A 12,148-nucleotide genomic window follows, 5' to 3' on the forward strand; every position below is an offset into this window, starting at 1 on the left:
TTTAGGCTAATTTAAAAATGGACACTTCCTGTTTCAGGCGTGCAGCAATCGTAGATAACTCTGTAGAGCTGGCTGCGATTTCTTGTACCGTAGCAGACTGTTCTTCGGCTACTGCAGCCACCTCCTGGGAAGATGCCGCAGCTTCTTCAATGACGTGCGAGATTCCCTGGATAGAGGTAAATACTTCGTGCGAGTTCTGATTTATTTCTTTAAAAATCTCTTGTACGTGTTTTGTATCTTTTTCAGTTTCTTCTACATTTTTTACAATCCGATCTAATGCGTCTCCGCCCCGCTCTATAATGTGTACCTGATGATGAACCGCTTCTAGGTTCTTCTCCATTGTTTCGATTGTCGTAAATGTTTCAGATTGAATATGGTGAATCAATTCTGTAATTTGTCCCGCAGCTTTACTTGATTCTTCCGCTAGCTTTCGTACCTCATCTGCAACAACAGCAAATCCCTTACCTTGTTCCCCAGCACGTGCAGCCTCGATCGCCGCATTTAGTGCCAGGAGATTCGTTTGGCTTGAGATGTCTGTAATAACGGTAATAATATTTCCGATTTCTTCTGATCGCTTCCCTAGTTTTTGAATAGAATCTGTGGCGAGTTCCACCGTTTCTTTGACCGTATCCAAATGTTCAACCGCATCACGAATAGCTGTATTCCCCTCATGCGAAAGCGTAGTAGAAGCGTTGGCGTTTTGTAAGGTTTTTACGGCCTGCTGATTCCCGATGTCTACTTTTTCCTTTGTAGTATTCATTATTCTTAGAATCATACCAGCTTGATCTGCTTGTCGGGAAGCTCCTTCGGCAACGTCGTTAATCGTAGCAGCTACTTGCGCAGAACTTTCCCCTGATTGTTGAGCCGCTTCCGAAAGCTGAAAAGACGTTTCAGCCACTTGTTCGGCACTCGTATTAATGGAGGTAACAACATGACGTAGTTTCACGACCATATCGTTAAAATGTGCAGCTAATTCACCGATTTCATCACGATTAGCGACCTGGACAGCTTCTAAACTTAAATCCCCTTCCGACACAAGCTTTACGTTTTCTGTGACTAATTTAAGTGGACGAGTAATGTTACGAGCCAGCAGTAAAGAAATAGCAAGGCTACTCACAATGGCAACGATCTCTAGAATGATAATGAGCCATTTCCCATTTGTATAAATATCATTTGCCTCTGTCGCTGCTTTATCAGAACCATCGTTATTCAGTTTCACAAGCGCATCAAGATAGTTTTGCATCGCAGAGAATGAGGCAGCAGATTGCTCTCTTAGTTGTAAAAACAGCTTGGTATCCCCTATTTTTGAGTTTACGATCTGTTGATGAATATCTTGATAAGCTGCCCATTCTTTTTTTAAGCCTTCGAAGTTTTTTCGATCTTCATCTAAAAAAATGGTTTTTTCATAACTAGCTAATGTGTCCTGGACTTTAGCCAAGGTTTTATTCATTTGTTCTGCTAGATTTTTTCTTTCCTCAGGTTTCGTAGAGTCCATAAACTTTAGTTCCTGTGTGAGTACATGCTCCGTTAAAAAGTTAATATTATTTATAGAAGCAACTCCAGGCAGCCAGCTTGTGTTAATTTCATCAGCTTTTTTGTTAATGTCATTCATTCGGAGCAAAGCGTTTACCCCTAAAAATAAAATGATTAAAAAAATAGCCATTGACGATAAGAGTAGTTTTTTCCCAACCGACATTTCCCTTCTCCCTCTCTCTTGTAAATTGATTAGTTAATATTTTCTGTTTATTTGGCATGAATCTTATTACTTAAGATAAAAGTACCATAAACATGAAGGTTAATCTTTATTTTTTATTCATTTTTTTGTTTTTTTATATTTTCTTAATAATATTTTATAAAATTAAAGACTATTCCTATACAAGGAATAGTCTTTAAGTCACATACTCATTGCCAAGTATGGTTAGATTTTCAACGAAGAAGTTGCCATAACTTCTCCAACGTTTCCTCAGTTTCCGACATATGCACCGTAACTATTAAATCAGGCGCATCACTTACCTGAAATGAGAGATGACCGAGAACTAGTTCTCCTACTTGCGGATGGTGAAGCACCTTTCTTCCTTCCGGTGTATCTAGGACATCATGCCGCAACCACCATTCTCGAAACTCTTCGCTCTCTTTCGTTAGTTTATCGATCATTTCCCCCCACCATGGCTCATCGATATACCTTCCGTAACCAGCACGAAACTGGGCTAGCCGTCTTTGAGCATGCGCCTCCCAATCATCCTCCAGAAGCTTCCTCATGTACGGTGATGTAAACGCTCTCCATAGGGAATTTCGCTCTAACTCCGACATCGTATTATAATCTCCAAAAACTTTGCACGCCGCCTGATTCCAGGCTACAAAATCCCACTTAAGATTCGTCACATAGGCCGGATTTGGATCCTGATGGTTCAAAAACTTTTGTAAAGCTGGACTTACTTTGCCTGAGGTGTCCGTTTTTTCAAAAGGCATTTGCTGCCTAGCTAGCAGGAACAGATGTCGTCTTTCACTGCTGCTCAGTTTTAGTACCCTCGCCAATTCCTCTAAAAAATGTGCGGATACATTGATATCCCGCCCCTGTTCTAACCTGGTGTACCAATCTACGCTAACTCTTGCTAACTGCGCTACTTCTTCGCGTCTTAAACCTGTTGTACGCCTCCGACTTCCCGAGGGTAATCCAACCTGTTCAGGAAGAAGCCGGGCGCGTCTTGTTTTAAGAAATTCGCCTAACTCTTTGTGACGCACCTCATCAGGATTTTTCATTACAGCCTCCATGTTGATGTACATCCTAGGAGTAATAATCCTAGGATAAGTCCTTTTCTAGCTACCCTTCTATTGTCATTTTATATTATACATGCTCCTACTAAGTGGGCGAAAAAAATCAATCTTCGTAAAAGGACGGTAATAACATGCAAAGGAATTTTACTAGACGAGATATTGAATTCGATGCAGATGGTATCACTCTTCGCGGGTGGCTCTATGTACCCGAATCCAATGGTCATCAAGTTCCTGCCATCGTAATGGCACATGGCTATTCTGCTGTGAAAGAAATGTATCTTGACCGTTATGCAGAAGTATTTGCCCAAGCTGGGCTTGCAGCATTAGTTTTTGATTATCGCGGTTTTGGCGCAAGTGATGGCATGCCTCGTCAAGAAGTTAATCCTTGGCAACAAATTGAAGACTATCGTCATGCTATCACATACGCGAGCATGATGCCTGAAGTAGATAACAACAGAATTGGCGTGTGGGGATCAAGTTATAGTGGAGGACATGTTTTGGTTGTAGCTGCCACAGACCGACGTGTGAAATGTGTAGTTTCTCAAGTACCTACGATAAGTGGGTATCAAAGTGCTCTACGTCGTGTACCTGGGGAAGCAGTAGAAAAATTGTTACATTCATTTGCGGAAGACCGTGTTCGTCGTATGAAAGGCGAGGAGCCACAAATGCTTTCTGTAATCCCTCATGAAGCGGATGGAAACGCGATTTACACGATGCCAGATGCTGTAAAATGGTATTCCGAAGGTGGAGCACTCGCTCCGGGTTGGCGCAATGAAGTGACATTACGTTCTGTAGAGTTTTCAAGATCTTATGAACCTGGTATCTATGTTTCCAGAATCAGTCCAACACCGTTACTTATGATCGTTGGCGAAAACGATTATGTTACGCCTACTGATCTGGCCCTCGAAGCTTATGAAAATGCGTTACAGCCAAAAAGATTAGCATTGTTGTCAGGTGGACACTTTGATCCGTATCTCAATCATTTTGAACAATCAAGTACAGAAGCCGTCAAATGGTTTAGTCAACACTTGTTGAAGTAATCATTTACAACTTGAAGACGTGTTAAAAAATGTATTGACACAAAAATAATTAGGATCCATACTATATGCATGACCAAGGATACTAAAGTAATAAATGACAGTACCGCTATTCCCTCGCTTATACAATCCAAGCGCCAGATTGAACGCTATAACCTCGATGTAGATGCACAGGCTATACTCGTCGCGTCTAGGCTAATGGCAGCGGGAGCCAAGCTTGGACATGCTGCGGAAATTCATTTCTCCAGATTCGATTTATCAACGGGTCGTTATCGTTTACTTGCAGACCTTGAAGATAACGAAGGAGAAGAATTACCCTCGCAATTGGCGGAGCATCTAGGTGTTACACGTGCTACAGTGACAGGTCTTATCGACACGCTTGAGCGAGATGGCCTCGTATCCCGGCGACCAAGTTCACACGATGGCCGTCAGAAATCGGTCATTTTAACGGAGGAAGGAAGAAAGAAGCTCCGTGAAATGGCTCCTGAGCATTTCGCTCGACTGGAAGCAATGGTGGGCTCACTCAGTATCGAGGAGCGTAGTGTATTTCTCGACCTGCTCGGCCGGGTTACACAAGGCATCTCAGCGCTAACGGATGAATCAGGCAAACCAAATGAATAATCAGTAAAGTGTGAAACGGGCTAGTAAAGCTAGCCCATTTTCACCACCATATAGTTAGGATCCTAATTATATGGTGGTGAAAGCAACCGCTGAACTACTTAAAGGAAGGAGTGACGAAACAGCCAAGATGAGCTACCAGAATAATACGGAAGGTATTTATGACGTCAAAGCTGCTGGTTCTAGTTCCAAAAACTTTGTGCTGTGGCGTGAAGTTGTAACCGCTTATGCTGCTCCTGCCATCATGGCAGGAATCGGGGGATTGGTCACCTCCGACAGGGGTCTTCAAATAGGAGCATTGACTACGATCGGAGGATCATCGGCTCTAGTAGCCTGGATGATTGGCCTTTGGTTGCGTAGTCGAGGAGGACATAAACAATGGATCATCAGCACACCTCGCTTGATTGTAGTAGGAATGTTCGCATTGACCGGGGCCTTGTTTGGCTTATTCGCGGCATGGGTAACATCCGGTTTACTAGAAATTCTTAATCCGAGCAATCACTTGGCCTGGTTCAGTCGTGTCTGGACTGATTTCCCGCTATCTGCAACGATCGCCAGCACGACAGTAACATGGCGATGGCGTCTTACTGTCACAAAAAATTTTTCAGCTAACGGAGGAGATAGAAGATGATCGTTATAATGGGAGCAACAAGTATAATCGGCAGTGCACTTTTGAAACGTTTGATTGATCTTGGCGTACCTGCGCGAGCGCTAAGTAGAGAGCCTGAGAAATTACGGAGTCAGATCGCGGATTTAGGTCAGTCGACTATCGAGGTCGCAGCGGCTGATGCTTCCGATCCTGAATCATTGCGCCGGGCGTTTACAGGAGCTACCCAGCTCTTCCTTACAATGTCCAACAGTCCAAGACAGATCGAATTGGAGACTTCAATCATTCATATTGCCGCCGAAGCTGGAATCGAGCACATCGTAAAGATATCCAGTCCTGCCTTCGAGAAAAGCTCTCCAGTGACAGTGGCAGGTTGGCATAGCGAAATTGAGAAAGCTCTATGCGAATCTGGTCTCACTCACACGGTGTTACGCCCGTATGCGTTCATGCAAAACTTGCTGCGTTTTGCCCCAACGATCGTAACACAAGATGCTTTTTTCGGCTCCATGGGTGATTCACCATGTAACTTCATTGACTGTCGAGATATTGCGGATGTTGCCGCAGAGGTCCTGACCAACCGGGAGGTATCAGGACAAATCTATACGCTTACCGGTTCGGAGGTTTTTAGCTATCCCCAGATCGCGAATAAACTATCCGCCCTGCTTAATCGACCGATACACTACATAGACATGGACCGCCACGTACTGCTCCGAAGTCTAATGGAGCACGAGCACATGCCTGCTTGGCTCGCGAACCACGTTGTGGAGATTCAAGCCATGTCTACGGTGGTGCCGGAAAAACCTACGGACACTGTAAAGCGCTTGCTCGGTAGAGAGCCTCGCACTCTAGACGCTTTTCTGTATGAATATGTAGAAAGTTTCCGATAGTAACGGACCCCGAGAACTGGTTACTGTAACAGATAGAGGAGTCATTCGATTTCGTAAAGGAAAGCCAATCGAGGTAGCGTTGTGTAAAAACAGCTGGTGCTCAGCTCAGATAAAAATATTTGCTCCATAACGTCAACAACGGTAGACCGGAAAGACTCGCCGGTGTACCGTTGTTCTGTCATCAGTTCAAAGCTTCTTCTCTCTTTTTGAACCTGTTCGATTTTTAGATTAGAAATCTTTGCCGCCTTATATTCATAATCGCTATCGTATAAAAGTGAAGCATTTGCGAGAATTTCATTCCCACCCTTTGCGTTCAAGTAAACGTTGAATATGCGCTAAATGGTGTTTGCCATGCCAAGCATAAATACCGATATTTCTCTCAACTGTTATAACACCTGAATCTGGATGTATAAATTCTTTTTTCAAATCCGATTCTGTTAAATTTGATAAAAGTGCTGCCCATTTAGTATGTAAAGCTTCAATTAGTTTCAGGGATATTGCTACTGGCAATTTTGAATCGGACAGTTCTGCCCATAGCCCTTCATCGTATGGTTTGATTGTTGGTCGATTTTCTGTCAAAGCTAGCTTAAATCGGATATAAGCATTCATATGACTGTCTGCAACGTGATGAACGACTTGCCGAATCGTCCACCCACCATCTCTATAAGGCGTATCTAATTGTACATCATCTAAACCTTCTACTGTGTTATGAAGCTCTGCTGGTAAAACACGAATTTCTTCAATCCACTTATTAACTTGTGCAAAGCTAATTTCTTCCTCACACTGAAATTGTCCTATCGGAAACTTTACATTCATTCTATTCCCCCCCCTTTTTCTTCAAATATATGATTAGATCTTATCATAAGTGGCTAATTGACTTTATATCATCTCTAATCATTCAATCGCGAAATCATGTAGCTTCAAGTTTTTCAATTCTTTCTTTGAACGATACTGTCACATCTCATCTATTCCTTGCGAACCATCAATATTACATCTTCCACATGTGACGAGTAGACAGTGACAACACAATCATGTACTTGTCCGAAGGAATAGAGTTTGCTCTGATTTGTTCTCAACCTTCAGTTCCACCTGAGAAAACATCTGTTTCAATTCAAACGGGAGGTATCTTCGCTCCTTAACCTCAACCTGCTTTTTTTCCTTCAGGCAAATCCCATTCATCCGTATAATGTTTAATGTTCTGATGATATATCGACTCCTGTGACCTTGTATCCACGCTTTGCTAGTTCGATGGAATGTCTTCCTGTGCCACACCCTACATCAAGGATGGTACTTCCTTCCGAAATGGTGTTCTTGGTAAAACCATTATTCATGTAGTGAGGTGCATGTGCATCAAAAAAAGATTCCCAATTATTTTTATTTAACTTGTTGGTTATACTTCCGTGTTATGTGAACCCCGGAAGCTCATCGATATCTCAACGTATAAATGTAACTTCCGTTAAAGATTATCGACATATATTTTTCAGAACATCATTGACCGGTGGTCGGTCGGTGAGTTATAATTTGAAAAAAATTGGAAAGAGATGTGATGATCGATGGTCAGGACACGTGACGAAGGGTTTAACGAAATTATACAAACGGCCGAATGTCTGTTTTTGGAAAAAGGCTTCGAAAAAACAACGGTTCAGGATATTGTGCAACGAATGGGCATTGCAAAAGGAACGTTTTATCATTATTTCAAATCGAAAGATGAGTTAGTTGATCACCTGCTTGAGCGTTACTCTGATCGCCTTATTCATGTAATGGAAATGACTGCGCGTAACAGTCAAATAGATGCGATTCATAAATTTGAACAGATGGCCAAATCTTTTATTTATTTTGAAGGTTGGAATAGCGACCTCATGAGTTACATCCATCAAAATGAAAGTTTAGTGCTGAATCATTTGTTTGAAATTCGATGTAATAACGAAATTAAGCCACTTGTACAATCTGTTATCGAAGAAGGTGTTGAGGCTGGTTTGTTCAATGTGGAATTTCCAAAGCAAACTGCTTTTATGATCGTAGCGGTATTTGACTGCATTTTTGACGACGACTGTATACGATCGGGTATTATTGAACCAGAGGTTCTTGCTGCGATGGAAGATTTTTCAAATCGATTGCTAGGGGCGAAACAAAAATTTAAATTTTCTAAGGATGAATGACAGTGGTTACAGGCAACCGAGATTGCAGGACAACAATGGTTGCAAAATAACAATATTATAGAGAGGGAGATGGCGGCGAGTGAACAATTTGAGTAGGGGTAGAACAATACTAACATTTATTGGAATTATTTTAGGATATTTTATCGCACTGCTGGATACAACGATTGTGAATATTGCATTGCCGAAAACGGCTGAATATTTTAATCGTGATGTGAGAGATATTAGTTGGATCATAAATGGATACAATATAGCATTTGCGGTATTGATGTTAACAGCTTCGCGCATAGCGGATCAATTTGGTCGCAAAAAACTTTTTCTCATCGGACTAATTTTGTTTACGTTAACTTCTTTTTTGTGCGGAATTGCATCAACACTTGATTTACTCATTTTGTTTCGTGTGTTGCAAGGCTTAAGTGCGGCCATTATTGTACCCGTCACCATTCCGCTTGCCATTCAACTTTTTCCGAAAGAAAAACATGGCGCTGTTCTAGGGATCTGGGGAGCAATAGCAGGCGTGGCTAGTGCAAGTGGGCCAGCACTAGGAGGAATTTTGACCGAGTACTTCAATTGGCAGTCTGTATATTTCGTAAATCTTCCGATTGCTATCATTTCGTTTATCGTTTCTTACATATTAATAAAAGAGTCTTACGACAAAACCGCTAGCAAAAACATAGATATTGCAGGAATGTTAACGATTTCAGCCGCCATTTTTTGCTTCACATTAGGATTAATAGAGACATCGGATTATGGTTGGAGTTCCTTCTACGTCTTATCGTTATTCGCAGGATCATTATTGTCACTTACATTGTTTATAGTTGTTGAAAGAAGATCAAAAGATCCGATGCTCCCCTTGTCATTGATGCGCATTTCAACCTTTAATGCTTCTTCTATTTCACTATTATTTACTTCGATTGGAACGTCTGCTGGAAGTTTTTTAATCGCCTTTTACTTAACGAGTTTACGTAATATGTCTGTGCTTGAAGCGGGAATGACGATCATTGCAAGCTCTTTGACTGCAACGGTATTTTCGGTAGTTTCCGGGCCGGTGTCTGAAAAAATAGGTGGCCGCTTCTTGGCAAGTTTCGGTTTGACCATTATCACTGTAGCGGTTTATTTATTTGGCAGCCTAGATGCGGATTCGTCTCGCTTTGACGCGTTGTGGCGACTTTCTCTGTTAGGTGCAGGGCTTGGTATATCGGTTGTGCCGCTTTTTGGTTCAGCTGTTAACAACATTCCTGCCGACAAGCTTGGGATCGTTTCAGGAGTTACCAATGTGGCACGTACACTCGGGATGGTAGTAGGTGTCGCTTTATTAGCTACGATGCTGAGCAGTAATATGAAGAACGAACTTTCAACTGCTCGTGACAAAGCTATACAAACGATTCAAGCTTCCGAACTTGATGCGTCTATGAAAGACGGAATGATTACAAGTATTCAATCAATGAACATTGAATCGCTACAAGAAGGAAACGCCCAGCAAAAGATGACATTAGAGAAAGTTTTGGAACAGGTGGATCAACGTGAAAAGGAAGCATTTCTTCAAGCACCAAGTCAAAAGCAGGAAACGATTAAAGTAGCTTTTGATCATAATCGAGAACAGATTAAACAGTTGTGGCCAAGTATCAATGCTGAAATACGATCGGATATGGCAAAGGGATTTAGCTCAACTTTTCATTTGGTTAGTTTCTTACTTATTCCAAGCATATTCATCGCTTTCTTCTCGGATAAACGAAGACAAAAGGTCAATGGTGAAACCAAGAGAACGGCTGTCAGTTCACATTAAATTAAACATGAAACGACGCCAGGGCTGAAAGTCGTTAAAAGTTTATTCAAAGCTCGCGTTTACCGACGCGCAAAATGAATATGAGGAGAGTAAACAGATGGACGATTGGAATCGATCGAGGCGAGCCAAGAACGGCAAATTCCAGAACGAAATCCCCGTGATCGTGAAATTTAGTGCAGGAGACATTGTATCCATGCTTCGTGAATTTCTATCCGCTAAGACTCAGAGAAGGCCGAAGCAGCCGCTTCCTATCGTCCCCCTTCAGCGTGGCACGCTAAGCGACGGAAAAGACAAGATCTTTTGGTTCGGACATTCGGCGTCCTTGCTGCAGATTGGAGGCAAAACGATCCTGCTTGATCCGATGCTTGGCAAGAACCCGACGCCGTTTCCTTTCTCCCGCAATCGCAGATTCAGCGTCAAGCTGCCAATTACAATTGAGGAACTTCCTCCGATCGATATCGTTGTTCTGTCTCACGATCACTACGATCATCTGGATTCTTCCTCTATCCGCAAGCTTATTCCGAAAACTGGCACTTTCCTCGTTCCGCTCGGAGTCGGCAAGCGAATCCGGAAAAGAGGAGCGTCGCCCGATACCGTCATCGAGCTGGACTGGGGAGAAGAACGGAGCGTTCAGGGCATTCGCTTCACTTGCACTCCGGCGAGACATTTCTCGGGAAGAGGGCTGTTCGATCAGGATTCCACCCTATGGTGCTCGTGGGTAATCAAGACAGAGAAGAGAAGTCTCTTCTACAGTGGGGACGGGGGTTACGGTCCTCACTTTAAGCGAATAGGTCGTCAGCACGGACCGTTCGAACTGGCCTTTATGGAATGCGGGCAATATATGGAATGCGGGCAATATGACAAACGGTGGAGCGGCGTGCATATGCTTCCGGAGGAGACGGTACAAGCTCATCGTGACGTCCAGGGAGGAGTTCTGCTGCCCGTACACTGGGGGGGTTCGCTTTGGCGCTGCATGATTGGAACGACCCTGTAAGAAGGTTATCGGCCGCAGCCGAAGAGCAGAGCATCCCATACCATATACCTAGAATCGGCGAAGCGGTCTATCTGGAACAGATTCCGCAATCTCCACAGCGGGAAGTCTGGTGGCAGGATCTGGGGAGAAGAACAGAATAAGGATTCCATAAGCGGGCGATGCTGACTAAAAAACGATTTTGTTGAGCTCCATAGCTTGAGAGGTTTAGAGGTCAGCTCACCACAAAAAACACTTATAATTCATACAAGTTATATAGCATCATTATCTCTTATGCAGATGTTATTGAGTAGGGTAGAAGTATTACGAGGAAGTCGACATCACCTTTAGATACACGAAATCAGAACAACAAAAAGTCCAAGTAGCATGTTTCCTTGGACTTTTGAAGACTTAATTTAAGTTCAGCGAACTTGCCACATCTCAATTACGAACCATCAATATTACCGTTTCCACATGTGTTGAGTGTGTATACTTGAACTCCAATCTGCAGATTTAGCATTGCAAGATCAACGCTCAATTCAATTTTCTGCTATTTGTGACACGGTTCAGCGTAGTGTCGGTAACGGCAAGTTTTTTAATTGCATTTTTCCATCGCTCTTAAAATGCGTTCCGGGTGTACAGATAACGGACTTCGTAAGCCTATTTTGCTTATCAGACCTTCAGAAACAAAATTGCTTAATTGTTCCGTCACTGTCTCACGAATGCTCCCCGTCATACTAGCTAATTCTTGATGAGTGAGCTTGACCTCCAACTGAACCCACTCCTGGTCTGAATCTTCCTTTTGCCCAAACTTTTGGGATAATTTATAGAGCATGTAGAGGAGCCTTTTTCGTACGCTTCCATAGGCTATTAGTTCGAGCATTTCCTCCACTTCTTTTAAACGTGAAGAAACGATCTCAATCAACCTAAGCCCTATCTCTGGGTGTGACTTTACAATTGTTTCAAACTTGTCCTTGTCCAGTGTACAAATGATTGAGTCATCTATTGTTTCCGCATACAAACTTTCTGAACCCGTCGTAAAAGATCCAACTTCACCGAAAATGTGTCCATCCCCTATTATGTCAACGGTTAATTCTTTCCCCGATTTTAATATCCTGTATAATCGAACCTTTCCGGATTTTACTAGAAACAAACACTTTTGTGGCATATGGGGAGAAGCTATTATTGTTTTTCTTTTAACGGCATTCGCTGGGGTAACATGATCAAGATTTTGTAATTGTTCCAGACCCAACTCGTCAAATAATTGAATTCGGGATAAATATTTTATTTTATCCAGGTAAGCCCCCTCCTA

At 42.6% G+C, this 12,148-nt stretch carries 12 protein-coding genes; 7 read left to right on the forward strand and 5 right to left on the reverse strand.

Going from position 1 to position 12,148, the window contains the following annotated elements; all coding sequences use genetic code 11:
* Position 1 precedes the first annotated feature (1 nt).
* Together PO771_RS18055 and PO771_RS18060 are read right to left on the reverse strand one after the other, a co-directional pair.
* Positions 2-1,696 carry a HAMP domain-containing methyl-accepting chemotaxis protein gene (locus PO771_RS18055; RefSeq protein WP_272561018.1) on the reverse strand — a complete coding sequence of 565 codons (1,695 nt, stop codon included), beginning with the start codon at positions 1,694-1,696 and terminating at the stop codon, positions 2-4.
* Between the two features lie 230 nt (positions 1,697-1,926).
* Entirely contained in the window at positions 1,927-2,772 is an 846-nt protein-coding gene (locus PO771_RS18060; RefSeq protein WP_272561019.1) for a helix-turn-helix transcriptional regulator, read from the reverse strand.
* Between the two features lie 134 nt (positions 2,773-2,906).
* Here PO771_RS18060 and PO771_RS18065 point away from each other — a divergent pair, with 134 nt between their 5' ends.
* The 4 genes from PO771_RS18065 to PO771_RS18080 all read left to right on the forward strand — a co-directional run bounded on the left by PO771_RS18065 (position 2,907) and on the right by PO771_RS18080 (position 5,924).
* Positions 2,907-3,815, forward strand: a complete 909-nt coding sequence (locus PO771_RS18065) for an alpha/beta hydrolase (protein WP_272561020.1) — start codon at positions 2,907-2,909, stop codon at positions 3,813-3,815.
* Between the two features lie 69 nt (positions 3,816-3,884).
* A complete protein-coding gene (locus PO771_RS18070) occupies positions 3,885-4,433 on the forward strand; it encodes a MarR family winged helix-turn-helix transcriptional regulator (RefSeq protein WP_272561021.1) in 549 nt (182 codons plus the stop codon).
* Positions 4,434-4,503: 70 nt separating this feature from the next.
* Positions 4,504-5,061 carry a hypothetical protein gene (locus tag PO771_RS18075; RefSeq protein ID WP_272561023.1) on the forward strand — a complete coding sequence of 186 codons (558 nt, stop codon included), beginning with the start codon at positions 4,504-4,506 and terminating at the stop codon, positions 5,059-5,061.
* On the forward strand, positions 5,058-5,924 hold the full coding sequence (locus tag PO771_RS18080; protein ID WP_272561024.1) for an SDR family oxidoreductase: 867 nt from the start codon (positions 5,058-5,060) through the stop codon (positions 5,922-5,924). The genes PO771_RS18075 and PO771_RS18080 overlap by 4 nt, the downstream gene beginning before the upstream one ends.
* A gap of 294 nt (positions 5,925-6,218) precedes the next feature.
* On the opposite strand, the gene PO771_RS18085 is transcribed toward PO771_RS18080, so the two are convergent.
* Entirely contained in the window at positions 6,219-6,740 is a 522-nt protein-coding gene (locus PO771_RS18085) for a YfiT family bacillithiol transferase (RefSeq protein WP_272561025.1), read from the reverse strand.
* A gap of 374 nt (positions 6,741-7,114) precedes the next feature.
* Positions 7,115-7,255, reverse strand: a complete 141-nt coding sequence (locus tag PO771_RS18090; protein ID WP_272561026.1) for a class I SAM-dependent methyltransferase — start codon at positions 7,253-7,255, stop codon at positions 7,115-7,117.
* Positions 7,256-7,477: 222 nt separating this feature from the next.
* Between PO771_RS18090 and PO771_RS18095 the strand changes: the two genes are divergently transcribed.
* From PO771_RS18095 to PO771_RS18105, 3 genes are all read left to right on the forward strand, one after another.
* On the forward strand, positions 7,478-8,083 hold the full coding sequence (locus PO771_RS18095; protein WP_272561027.1) for a TetR/AcrR family transcriptional regulator: 606 nt from the start codon (positions 7,478-7,480) through the stop codon (positions 8,081-8,083).
* Positions 8,084-8,162: 79 nt separating this feature from the next.
* The gene (locus tag PO771_RS18100; RefSeq protein WP_272561028.1) at positions 8,163-9,866 is read left to right on the forward strand and encodes an MFS transporter; all 1,704 of its coding nucleotides are present in this window, start codon (positions 8,163-8,165) and stop codon (positions 9,864-9,866) included.
* Between the two features lie 97 nt (positions 9,867-9,963).
* Positions 9,964-10,860, forward strand: coding sequence for an MBL fold metallo-hydrolase (locus PO771_RS18105; protein ID WP_272561029.1), 897 nt, complete (start codon positions 9,964-9,966; stop codon positions 10,858-10,860).
* Positions 10,861-11,431: 571 nt separating this feature from the next.
* Here the strand turns inward: PO771_RS18105 and PO771_RS18110 are convergent.
* Positions 11,432-12,088 carry a Crp/Fnr family transcriptional regulator gene (locus PO771_RS18110; protein WP_272561030.1) on the reverse strand — a complete coding sequence of 219 codons (657 nt, stop codon included), beginning with the start codon at positions 12,086-12,088 and terminating at the stop codon, positions 11,432-11,434.
* Positions 12,089-12,148 lie beyond the last annotated feature (60 nt).

It is taken from the genome of Aneurinibacillus uraniidurans (assembly GCF_028471905.1).
Taxonomy (GTDB): domain Bacteria; phylum Bacillota; class Bacilli; order Aneurinibacillales; family Aneurinibacillaceae; genus Aneurinibacillus; species Aneurinibacillus uraniidurans.

What these genes read in the sequence shown, in the direction of transcription:
- PO771_RS18055 (WP_272561018.1), bottom strand. Translation starts at nt 1,696, where the DNA reads ATGTCGGTTGGGAAAAAACTACTCTTATCGTCAATGGCTATTTTTTTA.
- PO771_RS18060 (WP_272561019.1), bottom strand. Translation starts at nt 2,772, where the DNA reads ATGGAGGCTGTAATGAAAAATCCTGATGAGGTGCGTCACAAAGAGTTA.
- PO771_RS18065 (WP_272561020.1), top strand. Translation starts at nt 2,907, where the DNA reads ATGCAAAGGAATTTTACTAGACGAGATATTGAATTCGATGCAGATGGT.
- PO771_RS18070 (WP_272561021.1), top strand. Translation starts at nt 3,885, where the DNA reads ATGACCAAGGATACTAAAGTAATAAATGACAGTACCGCTATTCCCTCG.
- PO771_RS18075 (WP_272561023.1), top strand. Translation starts at nt 4,504, where the DNA reads ATGGTGGTGAAAGCAACCGCTGAACTACTTAAAGGAAGGAGTGACGAA.
- PO771_RS18080 (WP_272561024.1), top strand. Translation starts at nt 5,058, where the DNA reads ATGATCGTTATAATGGGAGCAACAAGTATAATCGGCAGTGCACTTTTG.
- PO771_RS18085 (WP_272561025.1), bottom strand. Translation starts at nt 6,740, where the DNA reads ATGAATGTAAAGTTTCCGATAGGACAATTTCAGTGTGAGGAAGAAATT.
- PO771_RS18090 (WP_272561026.1), bottom strand. Translation starts at nt 7,255, where the DNA reads ATGAATAATGGTTTTACCAAGAACACCATTTCGGAAGGAAGTACCATC.
- PO771_RS18095 (WP_272561027.1), top strand. Translation starts at nt 7,478, where the DNA reads ATGGTCAGGACACGTGACGAAGGGTTTAACGAAATTATACAAACGGCC.
- PO771_RS18105 (WP_272561029.1), top strand. Translation starts at nt 9,964, where the DNA reads ATGGACGATTGGAATCGATCGAGGCGAGCCAAGAACGGCAAATTCCAG.